This is a genomic window from Streptomyces sp. NPDC091649 (genome assembly GCF_044756785.1).
In the GTDB taxonomy this organism is placed as follows: domain Bacteria; phylum Actinomycetota; class Actinomycetes; order Streptomycetales; family Streptomycetaceae; genus Streptomyces.
The window spans coordinates 142584-159753 of the sequence record NZ_JBIVTR010000018.1 but is presented as its reverse complement, the minus strand read 5'-3'; the positions used below and the strand labels follow the sequence as shown (position 1 = coordinate 159753).

The 17170-nt window shown below is 71.9% G+C and carries 12 protein-coding genes and 1 pseudogene; 8 read left to right on the top strand and 5 right to left on the bottom strand.

The genetic code is table 11. The features are described from left to right. Both ACIQMU_RS26235 and ACIQMU_RS26230 read left to right on the top strand, forming a co-directional pair. Window positions 1-195: pseudogene (locus ACIQMU_RS26235) on the top strand (IS110 family transposase); the annotation flags it as partial. A 337-nt stretch (window positions 196-532) separates the two neighbouring features. After that, window positions 533-889, top strand: coding sequence for a DUF805 domain-containing protein (locus ACIQMU_RS26230; RefSeq protein WP_352239180.1), 357 nt, complete (start codon window positions 533-535; stop codon window positions 887-889). A gap of 120 nt (window positions 890-1009) precedes the next feature. Here the strand turns inward: ACIQMU_RS26230 and ACIQMU_RS26225 are convergent, their stop codons facing one another. The 3 genes from ACIQMU_RS26225 to ACIQMU_RS26215 form a co-directional block, all read right to left on the bottom strand. Next, complete coding sequence (locus tag ACIQMU_RS26225; RefSeq protein WP_402689831.1) at window positions 1010-1837, bottom strand: hypothetical protein; 828 nt, start codon at window positions 1835-1837, stop codon at window positions 1010-1012. Between the two features lie 203 nt (window positions 1838-2040). After that, window positions 2041-3216, bottom strand: a complete 1176-nt coding sequence (locus ACIQMU_RS26220; RefSeq protein ID WP_402689836.1) for a metallophosphoesterase — start codon at window positions 3214-3216, stop codon at window positions 2041-2043. A gap of 159 nt (window positions 3217-3375) precedes the next feature. Further along, complete coding sequence (locus ACIQMU_RS26215) at window positions 3376-4488, bottom strand: LacI family DNA-binding transcriptional regulator (protein ID WP_073867403.1); 1113 nt, start codon at window positions 4486-4488, stop codon at window positions 3376-3378. A 405-nt stretch (window positions 4489-4893) separates the two neighbouring features. Here ACIQMU_RS26215 and hisC point away from each other — a divergent pair, with 405 nt between their 5' ends. The 5 genes from hisC to ACIQMU_RS26190 all read left to right on the top strand — a co-directional run bounded on the left by hisC (window position 4894) and on the right by ACIQMU_RS26190 (window position 14302). Next, complete coding sequence (gene hisC / locus ACIQMU_RS26210) at window positions 4894-5973, top strand: histidinol-phosphate transaminase (RefSeq protein WP_352239177.1); 1080 nt, start codon at window positions 4894-4896, stop codon at window positions 5971-5973. 252 nt (window positions 5974-6225) lie between these two features. Beyond that, window positions 6226-7737, top strand: coding sequence for a cytochrome ubiquinol oxidase subunit I (locus ACIQMU_RS26205; protein ID WP_352239176.1), 1512 nt, complete (start codon window positions 6226-6228; stop codon window positions 7735-7737). Between the two features lie 18 nt (window positions 7738-7755). Continuing rightward, on the top strand, window positions 7756-8757 hold the full coding sequence (gene cydB, locus ACIQMU_RS26200) for a cytochrome d ubiquinol oxidase subunit II (protein WP_402689830.1): 1002 nt from the start codon (window positions 7756-7758) through the stop codon (window positions 8755-8757). A gap of 99 nt (window positions 8758-8856) precedes the next feature. Next, window positions 8857-12396 (top strand): thiol reductant ABC exporter subunit CydD, encoded by a 3540-nt coding sequence (gene cydD, locus ACIQMU_RS26195; protein WP_352239174.1) that lies wholly within the window; start codon window positions 8857-8859, stop codon window positions 12394-12396. A gap of 199 nt (window positions 12397-12595) precedes the next feature. After that, window positions 12596-14302 (top strand): GAF domain-containing sensor histidine kinase, encoded by a 1707-nt coding sequence (locus ACIQMU_RS26190; RefSeq protein ID WP_402689829.1) that lies wholly within the window; start codon window positions 12596-12598, stop codon window positions 14300-14302. Window positions 14303-14530: 228 nt separating this feature from the next. On the opposite strand, the gene ACIQMU_RS26185 is transcribed toward ACIQMU_RS26190, so the two are convergent. Further along, window positions 14531-15388, bottom strand: coding sequence for an HAD family hydrolase (locus tag ACIQMU_RS26185; protein ID WP_402689828.1), 858 nt, complete (start codon window positions 15386-15388; stop codon window positions 14531-14533). 148 nt (window positions 15389-15536) lie between these two features. Here ACIQMU_RS26185 and ACIQMU_RS26180 point away from each other — a divergent pair, with 148 nt between their 5' ends. After that, window positions 15537-16439 (top strand): LLM class flavin-dependent oxidoreductase, encoded by a 903-nt coding sequence (locus tag ACIQMU_RS26180; protein WP_402689827.1) that lies wholly within the window; start codon window positions 15537-15539, stop codon window positions 16437-16439. Window positions 16440-16476: 37 nt separating this feature from the next. On the opposite strand, the gene ACIQMU_RS26175 is transcribed toward ACIQMU_RS26180, so the two are convergent. Further along, entirely contained in the window at window positions 16477-17019 is a 543-nt protein-coding gene (locus ACIQMU_RS26175; protein ID WP_352239170.1) for an RNA 2'-phosphotransferase, read from the bottom strand. Window positions 17020-17170: the final 151 nt, after the last annotated feature.

Sequence of the window (17170 nt, the reverse complement as noted above, 5' to 3'; positions counted from 1 at the left end):
TTCCTGTCCGCCTTCGCCTGCATGAACGCCGACCCCGCCTCCCGGACCTACTACGACAAACAACGCGCCCGCGGGAAGACCCACACCCAAGCCCTCCTCCGCCTCGCCCGCCAACGCATCAGCGTCCTGTTCGCCATGCTCCGCGACGGCACCTTCTACGAGCCCCGCACACCCACCGCCACCCTCGCCGCATGAACGAGACCACCACCCACGAAACCGGCAGCGCGGGATTGACGAACGACATAGAGGCACCCCCCCCCGCAGGCCGGCCAAGCCTCGCCCCCGGCCACCGGACCCCGGTGGCCGGGGACCGCCTTGCGTGCTTTCGGGCAACTTGGGCCGGTTCATTGGTCTTTGGGTTGGTTCCGCCGCTTGTTAAGCGACAGTATGGATACAGTCGTGTGGCAGCTGGATGTACGTTCCGGCCCCCGGCTCACCTGCGCTTGACCCTTTCCTTATCTGTGGCTTACTTTCCGGCTGGCTTGGCTGAAATTTGGCGGCCCCTGAACAGGGGCCCGGGGAGGGAAACACCATGGACTGGTACCTGGCAGTACTCAAGAACTACGCAGGCTTCAGCGGACGCGCGCGCCGCAAGGAGTACTGGATGTTCGCGCTCATCAGCTTTGTCATCAGCCTGGTGCTCTCGATCATCGGCGGCCTGATCGGTGCGGACTTCCTGTCCTACATCTACACCGTCGCGATCCTCGTTCCGACGCTCGCGGTCGGCGTGCGCCGCCTGCACGACACCGGCCGTTCGGGCTGGTGGCTGCTGATCGGGCTCATCCCCCTGGTCGGCGCCATCATCCTGATCGTCTTCCTCGCCTCGGAGGGCAAGCCGGAGACGAACCAGTACGGCGTCAACCCGAAGCTCGCCCCGCAGGCGATCTGATCAGCCGCTCCGGTCCTTCCGGAGCGTTCCCCGGGCCGGGCGCGGCATCTGCCGCCCCGGCCCGCGGTATGTCCGGCCTGGTCCCGTGGCCGAAACCGGATGCCGACGCCCGTGCCGGCATCAGTCCGGGCGGTGCTCGGGTCCGCCGAAGTCCGGCCCCGTGAAGTCGGGGCTGGTGAAGGTCGGCCGGGGTCCGGCCGCCGGGCCGTCGTCCGGGCCGGAGAAGTCCGGCCTGCTGTAGCCGACCCTCGGGATGCGGTCGGGCGAACGGTGCGGGGACCGCGCGGCGGGCCCCGCGGTGGGGTCGGCCAGGGCGTCCCGGAGGAACGGGAGGATGCCGCGCTCCAGCAGGGCGTGGCGCCACGCCTCCCTGGCCCGCGCGACCTCCTCCGGAAGGTCCTGCTCCTCGGCCTCGGCGGCCAGGGACGTCGCGCCGTTGCGGAGGGCGGTGACGAGCAGGCCGATCGCCGCCACCAGGATCGCCGCGGCGGCGACCGCCGCGAAGAACCACCCGGCCGTGACCATCGAGGCGCCGAAGGCCACCGACGGGCCGACCGCCTTCAGCAGGTAGCCGACGAGCAGGAAGATGACGGCCGCGGTGCCGGCCAGCAGCGGGGTCAGGACCGTGACGACCGCCCCTATGCCGGCTCCCGCCCCGGGCGCCGTGCTCCCCGGCCCGTCCAGGGCCGGGTACGCGTCGGACCCTTCGGCCGGCGCCCGGCGCAGTTCGCCCCGGGCGCTGACGTAGTGCTCGTACTCGGTGGCCGCCGACGCGGTGATCAGCGCGGTGGCGCCGAGCGCCATGGTGCGCAGTTGTTCGGTGTTGAGCCGGTCGCCGACGCCCTCCAGGTCCGGGCGTTCGTGAGCGTGGCGCAGCGCGTCGCCCAGAATCCGCTCGTACTCGGGTCCGTCCTCGGCCAGCAGGTGCGGAGCGCTTGTCATCTGCATCCCCCGATGCTCCGTCGGTGCCCGGTCTCCCGCGTGGACCGGGCGATCGGGCGGAAACGGAGGAGAGCCTGCCACTGATAGGCCGATGGTAGAGCGCTCACGGCACGGGGTGACAGAGTGTTTCCTGAATTGGGCCCTGGGACGGGCCCGGTGATCGACGAGGTCGGCGCAGGCGCAACCTGAAGCGCCTTCCCCGCCGACGGTCAGTCATGCAGCGGGAGTTGGACCACCAACAGCTTTCCGGCCATGGTCACACCGCCGTCCATCGCGATGGCGAGGCCGTCCGCGTACACGTGCGGGCCGTTGATCACGGGTCCCGAGCCTTCCTCGCCCTCCTCCGGGCCGGCCTCGCCCAGGAGGTACGGAATGGGGCTGTGGCCATGGACGACGCGCTGCCCGCCGTACGTCGTCATCAGCTCGCGCACCGCCTGGGAGCCGCCCTCGTCCCGGAAGGCGAACCGCTTGGTGAGCTTGCGGAAGAGGTCCCAGCACTCGTCGGCGTCGTTGCGCGTGAGAATGGCGTGGACCGTGTCGTTGACGTCCTCGATGGTGGACCCGTAGTCGAGGTAGGCCGTCGTGTCGGAGTGCATCAGCAGATGCCCGTCCTCCTCGATGACCGCGTCGAGCCGGGACATCCACTGGAGGTGGACGTCCTGGAGGCGCTCCATGTCGGTCTTCTGGCCGCCGTTGAGCAGCCAGGCGGCCTGGAAGGTGGCCGTGCCCGCCCCGGAGTTGACGGGGGTGTCGGCGAACCGCTTGGCGCCGATCAGCAGCAGCTCGTGGTTGCCCATCAGGGCCTTGCAGTAGCCGCCGGCCGCCGCCGCCTCGGCGGAGAGCCGCATGACGAGGTCGATGACCCCGATGCCGTCCGGTCCGCGGTCGGTGAAGTCTCCGAGGAACCACAGCCGGGCGTTGCCCGCCGCCCAGCTTCCGTCGGCGTCGATGAGGCCCTGCTCGCCGAGGGCGGCCAGCAGCTCGTCCAGATAGCCGTGGACGTCGCCGACCACGAAGAGCGGGCCGCGGCCGTCCCCGGATTCGGGGCTCGGCTCGGGAGCGGTTCGCACCTGGACCGTGTCGCCGCGCCGGATGACCGGGAGGTCCCGTTCGGTCGGTGTGTAGCCCTCCGGCTGCTCGCCGCCCACAGCGGCGTTGCCGGGGTGGGGCGGACGGGGCGGCGTCGGCGTGTGCGGCGGTACGGAGGCGGCCGGCGGGAGCGTGTCCGGTTCCGGCGCACGCGGCGGCACCGGGGAAGGAGGTGCCACCCGCGCCTGCGGTGGCACGGGCGTCTGCGCATACGGCGGAACCCGGAAGTCACGCAACGTCGCCGTCCGCACCACGGGTTCCTGACCGGCCCCCTGAGTCATCGACCCCTCCACCACCGTCGCGCCGCCGTACACCTGACGGGCCTTGCCTGGTAGAGGTGGTCCGCGGTGTCGTGCGCCCATCATAGGAATGCGGATCGATCTGTGTGACGCACCAGGGGTGGTGAATCCGGGCGCACGTACGGTTCACCGTCCGATTGGTCCGAAAAAAGATGATCAGTCCCTGCTGGGGGAGCGCGGCGCGCTGACCGTGGTGCGTGGTGGACGGCGTTGTGAGGAGGTCCGGACGATGAGCTCGGTCGGTATGACCTGTTCCACCGGCCCGTCGTGTTCGACCCCTTCGATGGCGTCGATGAGGAGCTGGACGACGGCCGTGCCGATGCGGCGGGGTTTCAGCGAGAGCGTCGTGATGGGCGGCTCGGTGGCGGCGTAGACGGTGGACTCGCTGCAGCAGACCAGGAGCAGGTCCTCGGGGACCCGCAGCCCGTAGCGCCGGGCCGCCGCGAGGAGATCGGTCCCATTGGGGTCGAAGAGCCCGTAGACCGCGTCGGGACGGTCCGGGCGGGCGAGCAGCCGGTCGGCCGCGACCGCTCCCGCGCAGGGGTCGTGGGCCGGGTAGGACTCGTAGACGGGGTCCTGGCCGACCCGCTCGCACCAGTGGAGGTAGGCGGTGGTGGACAGCCGGGTGTAGGTGTCGGTGGTGTTGCCGGTGAGCAGGCCGATACGGCGGGCTCCGGCGGCGGCGAGATGGTCGAGGAGGTCGAGCACGGCGGCCCGGTGGTCGTTGTCGACCCAGGCGGTGACGGGGAGCGTCCCGGCCGGGCGGCCGTCCGAGACGACGGGCAGCCCCTGGCGGACGAGTTCGGTGACGACCGGGTCCTGGTCGGAGGGGTCGATGACGACGGTCCCGTCGAGCGCGACGTTCGACCAGACGTCGTGCCGGGAGGTGGCGGGGAGGATGACGAGGGCGTAGCCGCGGGCGAGCGCCGCCGAGGTCGCGGCTCTCGCCATCTCCGCGAAGTACGCGAATTCGGTGAAGGTGAAAGGTTCATTCCCGTACGTGGTCACGGTCAGGCCGATCAGGCCCGACTTGCCCGTACGGAGGGTTCGGGCCGCTGCGGACGGGCGGTAGCCCAGACGCTCGGCGACCTCGCGGACATGGCGGCGGGTGGCGTCCGGGAGCCTGCCCTTGCCGTTGAGCGCGTCGGAGACGGTCGTGATCGAGACTCCGGCCGCGGCGGCCACGTCACGGATCCCCGCACGTCCTGGCCGGCCGCTGCGCCGGGGGGTCTCCGTCCGGCTCACCTGGTGCTTCCCTGCTGCTGTCATGGCGAGCCGATAGTAGGGCTCCGGAGGGTGGTCGGTCCGGTCGCATATGCACACGTTGACAGGCACGTTTCTGCAAGGTCACTGTTCATCAAACCCCTTTGAATATAAGGGGGTTGAGAGGTATTGCATAAGGGTTTCAGGTGCTGAAGGCAGGCAGCCTGCTGAATGTGCGATGTCTCGAAGAGGTCTCAACTCACCTCTTCGGGGGACGCGCGCCACGGCGCGAGCCACCGGCGCACGCCGAAACGGGAAGCGCTCCCCCGGGCGGCGTCCTCGGACCGGCGCCGGGTGAGGTCCCATTCCCGGGCACTGCGGTCGATTTCCCGCTGGGGCCATTCGCAGCGGGGGCCAATCCTCATAAGGTGTGCAGTATTGCTGTGAACGGACGGTCGAGGAGGACCTGCGGTGAGCGAGACGAGCCCCAAGCTGCGCGCCGAGCTGGACGGCGTTCCCGCCTATGTGCCGGGGAAGCCGGCGGCGGCCGGCGGACCGGTCGCGTACAAGCTGTCCTCCAACGAGAACCCCTACCCGCCGCTGCCGGGGGTGCTGGAGTCGGCGCTCGCCGCGGCGGGGAGCTTCAACCGCTACCCGGACATGGCGTGCACCGGCCTGATGAACGAGCTGGCCGACCGTTTCGGTGTGCCCCTGGCGCACCTCGCCACCGGCACCGGGTCGGTGGGGGTGGCCCAGCAGCTGCTCCAGGCCACCTCCGGACCCGGCGACGAGGTCATCTACGCCTGGCGGTCCTTCGAGGCGTACCCGATCATCACGCAGGTGAGCGGGGCGACCTCGGTGAAGGTCCCGCTGACCGACGGCGAGGTGCACGACCTCGACGCGATGGCGGAGGCGATCACCGACCGGACCCGGCTGATCTTCGTCTGCAACCCCAACAACCCCACCGGCACGGTGGTGCGACGGGCCGAGCTGGAGCGGTTCCTCGACCGGGTGCCGAGCGATGTGCTGGTGGTGCTCGACGAGGCGTACAAGGAGTTCATCCGCGACGCCGAGGTGCCGGACGGCATCGAGATCTACCGGGACCGGCCCAATGTGGCCGTGCTGCGGACCTTCTCCAAGGCGTATGGCCTGGCCGGGCTGCGGGTCGGTTTCGCGGTGGCGCACGAGCGGGTGGCCGCGGCGCTACGCAAGACCGCCGTCCCCTTCGGTGTGAGCCAGCTCGCCCAGGACGCGGCGGTGGCCTCGCTGCGCGCGGAGGACGAGCTGCTGGGCCGGGTGGGCTCGCTGGTCGCCGAGCGCGCCCGGGTGAGCGCGGAGCTGGTGCGCCAGGGCTGGACGGTGCCGGAGTCGCACGCGAACTTCGTCTGGCTCGGGCTCGGCGAACGGACGGTCGACTTCGCGCGTGCCTGTGAGCGGGCCGGCGTGGTCGTACGGCCGTTCGCGGGCGAGGGCGTGCGGGTCACGGTCGGCGAGAACGAGGCCAATGACCTGTTCCTGAAGGCGGCGGAGGCGTTCCGCGCGGAGCTGTAGCCCCCGCTCGCGGTCGGCGCCGCGGCGCCTGTACGGCTGGGTGGCCCCGGACCTCGACCCCGAGGTCCGGGGCCCTTCGCGTGGGGCCGGGGCCGAAAAGGGGTACCCCCGGCGAACGGTCCGAAAGTGTGTGCGCCATAATTGCTTGTGAATGTGAACGCGTTCACAAGCTCGCCTGCTTTATCCCGTGATCGGTGGGATCAAAGGGGCGTAGCGCCGGTATGACCACGGCGATGTAAGGAGACTGACGACGTGGACCTCGCTCTGGCGCCGGAGACCCTGGCGCGATGGCAGTTCGGCATCACCACCGTCTACCACTTCCTCTTCGTCCCGCTGACGATCTCGCTCGCCGCGCTCACCGCCGGCCTGCAGACCGCCTGGGTGCGGACCGACAACGAGAAGTACCTCAGGGCGACCAAGTTCTGGGGCAAGCTGTTCCTGATCAACATCGCCATGGGCGTCGTCACGGGCATCGTCCAGGAGTTCCAGTTCGGCATGAACTGGTCCGACTACTCGCGCTTCGTCGGTGACGTCTTCGGCGCTCCGCTCGCCTTCGAGGCGCTGATCGCCTTCTTCTTCGAGTCCACCTTCATCGGGCTGTGGATCTTCGGCTGGGACAAGCTGCCGAAGAAGATCCACCTCGCCTGCATGTGGATGGTCTCGGTCGGCACGATCCTCTCCGCCTACTTCATCCTGGCGGCCAACTCCTGGATGCAGCATCCGGTGGGCTACCGGATCAACGAGGAGCGCGGACGCGCCGAGCTGACGGACTTCTGGCGGGTGCTCACCCAGGACACCGCGGTCACCCAGTTCTTCCACACCATCACGGCGGCGTTCCTCGTCGGCGGAGCCTTCATGGTCGGCATCGCCGCCTTCCATCTGGCGCGCAAGAAGCACATCCCGGTGATGCGGACCTCGCTGCGCCTGGGGCTGATCACCGTCGTGATCGCCGGCATGCTGACCGCCGTCAGCGGCGACAGCCTCGCCAAGGTCATGTTCCGGCAGCAGCCGATGAAGATGGCCGCCGCCGAGGCCCTGTGGGACGGGGAGGACGGGGCGCCGTTCTCGATCTTCGCGTACGGGGACGTCAGCAAGGGCCACAACTCGGTGGAGATCTCGATACCCGGAGTGCTCTCCTTCCTCGCCAACAACGACCCGAACTCGCACGTCCCGGGCATCAACGACATCAACAAGAGCCTTGAGGAGAAGTACGGTCCCGGCGACTACCGTCCCAACATCCCGGTCGCGTTCTGGAGCTTCCGGTGGATGATCGGCTTCGGCATGGCCTCCTTCGGCCTCGGCCTGCTGGGACTCTGGCTGACCCGGAAGAGGTTCCTGCTGCCACCGGCGATGCGGACCGGTGAGGACGAGGTGCCGAACCTGGTCCTCTTCCGGAACAAGGCACTGAGCCCGAGGCTCACCAAGCTCTACTGGGTCGTCGCGCTCTGGACCCTGCTCTTCCCGCTGATCGCCAACTCCTGGGGCTGGATCTTCACCGAGATGGGCCGCCAGCCGTGGGTCGTCTACGGGGTGCTCCAGACCCGTGCGGGGGTCTCCCCCGGCGTCTCGCAGGGCGAGATCCTCACCTCGATGATCGTCTTCACCCTGCTCTACGCGGTGCTCGCCGTGATCGAGGTGAAGCTGCTCGTGAAGTACATCAAGGCCGGGCCCCCGGAGCTCACCGAGAACGACCTCAACCCGCCCACCCGGATCGGCGGCCATGACGAAGAAGACGCCGACCGGCCGATGGCCTTCTCGTACTGAGCACAGGAGCTGAGAGAGATGGAACTCCACGACGTCTGGTTCGTGCTCATAGCCGTCCTGTGGACCGGCTACTTCTTCCTGGAGGGTTTCGACTTCGGCATCGGGGTCCTCACCAGGCTGCTGGCCCGCGACCGCAAGGAGCGCCGGGTCCTGATCAACACGATCGGGCCCGTCTGGGACGGCAACGAAGTCTGGCTGCTCAGCGCCGGCGGCGCGACCTTCGCGGCCTTCCCGGAGTGGTACGCCACCCTCTTCTCCGGGTTCTACCTGCCGCTGCTGATCATCCTGTTCTGCCTGATCGTGCGCGGCGTCGCCTTCGAGTACCGCGCGAAGCGGCCCGAGGAGCGGTGGCAGACGAACTGGGAGACCGCGATCTTCTGGACCTCCCTGATCCCCGCGGTCCTGTGGGGCGTGGCGTTCGGGAACATCGTGCGGGGCGTGAAGATCGACGCCGACATGGAGTACGTCGGCACCTTCCTCGACCTCCTCAACCCGTACGCGATCCTCGGCGGCCTCGTCACGCTCACCCTGTTCACCTTCCACGGGGCGGTGTTCGCCGGCCTCAAGACGGCGGGCGACATTCGCGTCCGGGCCCGCGCACTGGCCCTGAAGCTGGGACCCGTCACCGCGCTGCTCGCGCTGGGCTTCCTGCTCTGGACCCAGACCGAGAACGGTGACGGCTGGAGCCTGGGCGCCATGGCCGTGGCGGTGGTGGCGCTCCTGGCCGCCATCGGCGCCATCGCCAAGGGCCGCGAAGGCTGGTCGTTCGCGTTCTCGGGCGTGACGATCGCGGCGGCGGTCGCGATGCTCTTCCTGACGCTCTTCCCGAACGTCATGCCGTCCTCGCTGGACGACGCCTGGAACCTCACGGTCACCAACGCCTCGTCCAGCCCGTACACGCTCACGATCATGACCTGGTGCGCGGGCATCGCCACGCCCGTCGTGCTGCTCTACCAGGGCTGGACCTACTGGGTCTTCCGCAAGCGCATCGGCACCCAGCACATCGCCGACGCGCACTGAGTCCGGCGGACCGCTCCGGTCCCGCCTCTCCCGCGGGGCCGGAGCGGCCGCCGATCCCGCAGAGCTCACCGACCCGACCCCGCCGGGGGGATGTTTCACGTGAAACCGATCGATCCGCGTCTGCTCCACTACGCCCGCGCCACCCGCCTCTTCCTGGCGGCCGTGGTGGCGCTCGGCCTGGTCGGCGCCCTGCTGGTGATCGCCCAGGCGATGCTCGTCGCCGAGATCGTGGTGGGCGGTTTCGAGGGCGGACTCACGGTCACCGCGCTGCGCACCCCCCTTCTTCTGCTCGCCGCGGTGGCCATCGGCCGGGCCCTCGTCGCCTGGCTCACCGAACTGGCGGCCCATCGCGCCAGCGCGGCCGTCAAGTCCGAGCTGCGCGGCCGGCTCCTGGAGCGGGCCGCGCGGCTGGGGCCCGACTGGCTGAGCGGGCAGCGCACCGGTTCGCTCGTCGCCCTGGCCACCCGGGGGATCGACGCGCTCGACGACTACTTCGCCCGCTATCTCCCGCAGCTCGGTCTCGCCGTCGTCGTGCCCGTGGCGGTGCTGGCCCGGATCGTCACCGAGGACTGGGTGTCGGCGGCGATCATCGTCGTCACCCTCCCGCTCATCCCGCTCTTCATGATCCTGATCGGGTGGGCCACGCAGTCCCGGATGGACCGCCAGTGGCAGCTGCTGTCCCGGCTCTCGGGGCACTTCCTGGACGTCGTCGCCGGGCTGCCGACCCTGAAGGTCTTCGGGCGGGCCAAGGCCCAGGCCGCGTCGATCCGCACGATCACCTCCGACTACCGCCGGGCCACCCTGCGCACCCTGCGGATCGCCTTCCTGTCCTCGTTCGCCCTGGAGCTGCTGGCGACCCTGTCGGTGGCTCTCGTCGCCGTCACGATCGGCATGCGACTCGTCCACGGCGAACTCGACCTCTACACCGGCCTGGTCGTCCTGATCCTGGCCCCGGAGGCGTATCTGCCGATCCGCCAGGTCGGGGCGCAGTACCACGCGGCGGCCGAGGGCCTCTCGGCCGCCGAGGAGATCTTCACGGTCCTGGAGACCGAGCCCCGGAGCACGGGTACCGAGGACGTCCCTGACACGCTGGGCCTGGAACTGGCGGACGTGACCGTACGCCACGCGGGCCGCGCCGAACCTTCGTTGGACGCCGCGTCGCTCACCGTGGAGCCGGGGGAGACCGTCGCCCTGGTCGGCCCGAGCGGGGTCGGCAAGTCCACCCTGCTGAACCTGCTCCTCGGATTCGCCGTACCCGACGAGGGGCACGTCCGGGTCGGCGGCCGGGACCTCGGGGACCTGGACCTCGAACGCTGGCGGAGCCGTATCGCCTGGGTCCCCCAGCGCCCCCACTTCTTCGCGGGCACGATCGCCGAGAACGTCCGCCTCGCCCGGCCCGACGCCGACGACGACGCGGTCCTCGCGGCGCTGCGGGACGCGGGCGCGTACGACTTCGTCGCGGCGCTGCCCCACGGGATGGGGACGGCACTGGGCGAGGACGGCGCCGGGCTCTCCGCGGGCCAGCGCCAGCGCCTCGCCCTCGCCCGGGCGTTCCTGGCCGACCGGCCGCTCCTGCTGCTGGACGAGCCGACCGCGAGCCTGGACGGCGAGAGCGAGGCGGGCATCGTCGACGCCGTACGGAGGCTGGCCGCCGGGCGGACCGTGCTGCTGGTCGTCCACCGCCCGGCGCTGCTGGCGGTAGCCGACCGCGTGGTGGCGCTGGAGCCGCGTACCGGCACCCGTACGCCGACGGAGGGCACGGACCCCGGTTCGCGTCACGTCGTTTCCGGGCCGGCCGTCCCTCAGCCGCTCGCCGGAGGGGAACCACTGGACGCCCGCCGGGCGGAGGAACCGGGCGCGGCCGGCGGCGGACCGGGGGAGGCCGGGGCCCGGCCCGGACGGGTGCTCGCCCGCGTCCGCGAGTCCGCCGGGGCGCAGCGCGGACAGCTGGCCCTGGCCCTGCTGCTGGGCAGTCTGGCGGTCGGGTCGGCGGTGGGGCTCATGGCGGTCTCCGGCTGGCTGATCTCCCGCGCGTCCGAGGAGCCGCCGGTCATGTACTTGATGATGGCGGTCACCGCGACCCGTGCCTTCGGCATCGGCCGGGCGGTCTTCCGCTACGCCGAGCGGCTCGTCTCGCACGACGCCGTCCTGAAGCTCCTCGCCGGGCTGCGCGTCGCCGTCTACCAGGGGCTCGAACGCATCGCCCCCGCAGGTCTGCGCACCACGAGGCGCGGAGACCTGCTGTCCCGGCTCGTCGCCGACGTGGACGCCCTCCAGGACTACTGGCTGCGCTGGCTGCTGCCCGCCGGGACCGCCGTCGTGGTGGGGGCCGCGGCCGTCGGGTTCACCGGCTGGCTGCTTCCGGAGGCGGGCGTGGTCCTGGCGGTCGGGCTGCTGCTCGCCGGGGTCGGCGTCCCGCTCGTCAGCGGCGCCTGCGCCCGCCGTACGGAGCGCCGGCTCGCGCCCGCCCGCGCCGCCCTGGCCACCGGGGTCGCCGACCTGCTCGGCGGCGCCGCTGAGCTGACCGTCGCGGGAGCACTGCCCGCCCGCCGGACGCGGCTGCGCGCCACCGACGCGCTGCTGACCCGGATCGCCTCCCGCGCGGCCGCCGCGACGGCCCTGGGCGGCGGCCTCTCCACCCTGGTCTGCGGACTCACCGTGGTGGCCGCCTCGATCGTCGCCGTTCCCGCCGTGCGGGACGGCCGGCTGTCCGGCGTCGCGCTCGCCGTGGTGGTGCTCACCCCGCTCGCCGCCTTCGAGGCCGTCGCCGGGCTGCCGCTCGCCGTGCAGTACCGCCGACGGGTGGCGCGGAGCGCGGAGCGGGTGTTCGAGGTACTGGACGCCCCCGTGCCCGTACGCGAACCCGAGGCCCCCGCCGAGGAGCCCGCGTCCCCGTTCCCGCTGGAGGCACGGGGGCTGAGCGCCCGCTACCCGGGGGCCCGGCACGACGCGCTGGCCTCGCTCGACCTGACACTGGCACCCGGGCGGCGCATCGCGGTCGTGGGACCCTCCGGCTCGGGCAAGACGACGCTCGCCCAGGTCCTCCTGCGCTTCCTGGACGCCTCGTCGGGGACGTACCGACTGGGCGGCGTCGAGGCGTCCGCGCTGGGGTCGGACACGGTCCGGCGCTCGGTGGGGCTGTGCGCCCAGGACGCGCACGTCTTCGACAGCACGATCCGCGAGAACCTGCGCCTGGCCCGCCCCGGGGCGACCGAGGCGGAACTGCGCGAGGCGCTCTCCCGGGCCCGTCTCCTGGACTGGGTGCTGGACCTGCCGCAGACGCTCGACACCCCGGTGGGCGAGCACGGCGCGCGGCTCTCCGGCGGCCAGCGCCAGCGCCTCGCCCTGGCCCGCGCCCTGCTCGCGGGTTTCCCCGTACTCGTCCTCGACGAGCCGGCCGAACACCTCGACCTGCCGACCGCCGACGCCCTCACCGCCGACCTGCTGGACGCGACCCGGGGCCGCGCGACGGTCCTGATCACCCACCGGCTGACCGGCCTCGACGCGGTCGACGAGGTGCTGGTGCTGGACGCGGGCCGGGTCGTGCAGCGCGGGGCGTACGCCGAGCTGGCCGCCGAGGAAGGCCCGCTGCGCCGCATGCTGGAGCGCGAACGGGAGACGGCGGGAGCGCCGGCGTAGGGGCCGGTCCGCCGCTCCGGACTGTCGGCGGCACCAGGGTTGCCAGTTCCCCGCTCCGGGCTCAGCGGCACCGGGGGTGCCGGTCCGCCCGCTCCGGGCTGTCGGCGGCCGGGGTCGGGCTCCGGACGACGGGTCCTCTTCCGGCCATCCCGCGCATTCTCGACTTTCGCCCCCTATCGGCACTAACTAGGCTCAGGCCATGGCAGAGCCCGACCCGCAGGACTCCCTCGACGCCGCCACTCGGGCCACCCGCAGCCTTCAGGGGCTGTCCACCGAGCTGACCGCCCGGGTGCCGCAGCTCCTGGAGGCCATGCGTTCCGTCGGGGCGGGGCTGGAACTGCACTCCACCCTGGACCGGATCTGCGAGACGGCCGCCGAACTGGCCCACGCCCGGTACGCCGCCATCGGCGTCGTCGACGAGCTGGGCGAGGGGCTCTCGGACTTCGTGACGTACGGCGTACCGCAGGAGGTCGCCGAGGAGATCGGGAGACGGCCGGACGGCCACCGGGGCCTGCTCGGCGCGCTGATCCACGAGCCCGCCCCGCTCTGCCTGGCCGACCTGTCCACCGACCCCCGCTCAGCCGGATTCCCGGCCGGGCACCCCCGGATGCGGACCTTCGTGGGGGTGCCGATCCGGGTCCAGGGGGAGGTTTTCGGCAATCTCTATCTGGCCGAGAAGCGCGAGGGCGCGGAGTTCAGCGACTACGACCTCCACATGGTCCGGGTGCTCGCCACGGAGGCCGGGATCGCCATCGGCAACGCCCGGCTGTACGAGGCGGCGCGGCAGCGGGAGCACTGGATCGACGGTTCGGTCGCGGTCACCACGGCGCTGCTGTCGGGCGGGGACGCCGACGAGGCGCTGTCCGTGGTCGCCGAACAGGCGCGCCGGCTCGCCGACTCCGCCGCCGGGATCGTGCTGCTGCCCACCGAGGAAGGGGGTCTGGAGATCGTCGCCGTCTCGTCCGACGACCCCGCGTCCTCGCTCGGCGTGATCATCCCGCCCCGCAGCGCGGTGGCGGCGCGACTGCTCGCCGGCGACGCGGTGTTCATCGACGACTCGGCCACCGACAGCCGGATGGTCACCAGGCTGGCCGACCGGTTCGGCCCCAGCATGATGCTGCCGCTCCACAGCGGGGGCCGGGTGCTCGGCGCGCTGGCCACCCCCAGGTCCCGGGGCGCGCGTCCGTTCACGGAGACGGAGCGGACCCTCGCCACCCAGTTCGCCTCCCAGGCGGCGCTCGCGCTGATGATGGCCGAGGCACAGCGCGACCGGGAGCGCCTCGCGGTGTACGAGGACCGCGACCGGATCGCCCGCGACCTCCACGACCTGGTCATCCAGCGGCTGTTCGCCACCGGGATGATGCTGGAGAGCGCCCAGCGCGGATCGGTGGCGCCCGAAGTGCGGAGCGGAGTCGGCCGGGCGGTCGACGAGCTGGACGTGACGATCCAGGAGATCCGTACGGCGATCTTCGCGCTCCAGCAGGAACCGGCCGAAGCCCCCTCGGGGCTGCGCACCCGCGTACTGCGGGAGATCAACATGGCGGCCGTCCCGCTCGGCTTCAGGCCCTCGCACCGCTTCCTGGGGCCGGTGGACTCGCTCGTCGGAGAGCTGACCGGCAAGAACCTGGTCGCAGCGTTGCGCGAGGCCCTCTCCAACGCGTTCCGGCACGCGGGGGCGTCGCTGATCGACGTGGTCGTCGACGCGACGGTGGCCCTGCCGGACGGGCGGGGGGCGGTGCGGCTCTCGGTCGCCGACGACGGGGTGGGCGTCCCGGAGGGCGGCCGCCGCAGCGGACTGCGCAATCTGGCCCGCCGAGCGGAGTCCCTGGGCGGATCGAGTCGGATCGGCCCGGGGATCGGGGAGGACGGCCGCGGTACGACCGTGGTGTGGGAAGCGCCGCTGTGACAGCGGCCCGCGGTGCGCTTCGACTCGGCGGTGGGGGCCCGCCAGGACTGGTGGTGCGAGCGGGCCGGGCGCTGCGGCCCGGCGTCCCGCGGTCCAGTGCCCGGCGCCCCGCGGCTCAGTGGCCGGCGCCCCGCGGTGCCCGGCGTCCTGCGGTCCAGTGGCCGGCCTCCCGCCGCCTGGCCCTCGGCATCCCGCGGCCCGCCCCCGGGGCCGGTGTGGTGAACGGTTTCAGCGGGCCTCTGCGCGGGCGGCGAGGATCCGCTCGATGACGAGTGCCACCCCGTCCTCCTCATTGGTGGCGGTGCGGCCCGATGCGGCGGCCAGCGCGTCCGGGTGGGCGTTGCCCATCGCGAAGGAGGCGCCGGCCCAGCTGAGCATCTCGATGTCGTTCGGCATGTCGCCGAAGGCGACCACCTCGGCGGCCGAGATGCCGCGTTCGGCACAACAGGCGGCGAGCGTGGTGGCCTTGGAGACGCCGGACCCGCTGACCTCCAGGAGCGCGGAGGGGCTGGACCGGGTGATGGCGGCCCGGTCGCCGGCCGTCGAGCGAGCCAGGGAGAGGAAGGCGTCGGGCGCCAGCTCGGTGTGGTGGGCGAGCAGCTTCAGCACCGGAGCGCCCGCTCCCGGGGCGTCCTCGTGCAGCAGCTTCTCGGCGACGGCCACCGTGGCGCCCGGATCCAGGTGGAAGGGCGGGTAGGCCGGTTCGTAGTTGATGCCGGTGGTCATCTCGACGGCGAAGGAGGTGCCGGGGGCCGCCTCGCGCAGGGTACGCACGACGTGCAGGGCGGCCTCCCGGTCCAGCGGGCGTACGGTGAGCAGCTCGCCGTCCGTCCGCAGATCGGTGACCACGGCACCGTTGGCGCAGATCGCCGTGGAGTGCCCCTGGACGTGATCGCGTACGACGCCCATCCAGCGGGTCGGCCTGCCGGTGACGAAGAAGACCTCGATCCCGGCCTCCTCGGCCGCCGCCAGGGCCGCGACCGTGCGCGCGGACAGCGTCTTGTCGTCGCGCAGCAGGGTGCCGTCGAGGTCGGTGGCGATCAGCCGGGTGGCGGCGGGAAGAGGCGTATCGGTCACTGAGGTCACCCGGCCATTCTCGCCCACGAAGGTGCACGGGCGTGCGGAGGGGCGCACATGTGAGTGCGTAGGACGCTGATCTGCGGAACGTTCCTCCGGCATATGCCACCGCCATCGAGGGGCCGCCGGGCAGGCGCGCGGTCGTAGGCTCAGGGGCATGAGTCCCCGCCTGAGCACCGTGATCCTTCCCGTCCACCGCTGGCACGAGGGCGGTCGCGACCGCTGGCGGCGCGCGGAGGAACTGGGCTTCCACACCGCCTACACCTACGACCACCTGTCCTGGCGGACCTTCCGGGACGGCCCGTGGTTCGGTGCGCTGCCCACGCTCACCGCCGCGGCGACCGTCACCGACCGCCTGCGGCTGGGCACCCTCGTGACCTCGCCGAACTTCCGCCACCCGGTCACGCTGGCCAAGGAGCTGATCTCCCTGGACGACATCTCGGGGGGCCGTATCACCCTCGGCATCGGCGCGGGCGGCAACGGCTTCGACGCCACCGCCCTGGGCCAGGAGGCTTGGACACCGCGTGAGCGGGCCGACCGTTTCGCCGAGTTCGTCGCCCTCCTGGACCGGCTGCTCACCGAGGACGCGGTGACCGGGCGCGGCACGTACTACTCCGCCGAGGAGGCCCGCAACATCCCCGGCTGCGTCCAGCGCCCCCGGCTGCCCTTCGCGGTCGCCGCGACGGGGCCGCGCGGCCTGAAGCTCGCCGCCCGCCACGGGCAGGCATGGGTCACGACCGGCGACCCCAAGCTGTACGAGAACGGGACCGCGGAGGAGTCACGGGCGGCCCTGCGGGCGCAGAACGAGAAGCTCACGGCGGCCTGCGCGGAGATCGGCCGGGACGCCTCCGCGCTGGACCGGGTCCTGCTGACCGGCTTCACACCGGACCGCAACGCGCCGCTGGAGTCCGTGGACGCGTTCGTCGACTTCGCCGGCCGTCACGCGGAACTGGGCTTCACCGAGATCGCCGTCCACGCACCGATCCCGGACTCGGACTTCGCCACCGACCCGAAGGTCTTCGAGCGCATCGCGACGGAGGCGCCCGCACAGCTGGCGTAGGCCCCCGGAGGGCCCGAGGCCCTCGGACGCGCCCCGCTCAGCCGCGCAGGCGCAGGAACCGCGGGGGTACGGCGTCGGCGAGCCAGACGCCGTTGGCGCTGACCCGGAAGACGTGGCCGTCGCGGTGCATCGCGCCCGCGTCCACGGTGAGGACGAGGGGCCGGCCGCGGCGGGCGCCGACCCGGGTGGCCGTCTCCCGGTCCGGCGACAGGTGGACGTGGTGGCGGGCCATGGGGCGCAGTCCCTCGGCCCGGATCGCGTCCATCGCCCGGGCGACCGTGCCGTGGTAGAGGTACGCGGGCGGTTCGGCCGGCGGCAGATCCAGGTCGACGGCGACGGTGTGGCCCTGGTCGGCGCGGATGCGGTCGCCCTCGACGGTGAAGCGGCGCTTGTCGTTGACGGCGACGGCGTGGTCCAGCTCGGCGCGGGAGAAGGCGAATCCGTGCCGGGCCGCGGCGCCCAACAGCTCCTCGACCGGCACCCAGCCGTTCTCGTCGAGGGTGAGGCCGATGCGTTCCGGCTGGTGCCGCAGATGTTTCGAGAGGTACTTGGACACCTTGACGGTGCGACGTTCGTCCATGGCGTCAGAGTGCCCCCGGTCAGTTTGTCGGCGCATCCGCATTTCGGCTCGTCGGAGCTTCGCCCCGTCCGTTCTTCGTTCTCCTGTGATTCTTCGGGTCTTCTCCTCCGCAAGGTTTGATCCACAGCCAACACGGCTTATCCACAGGCTG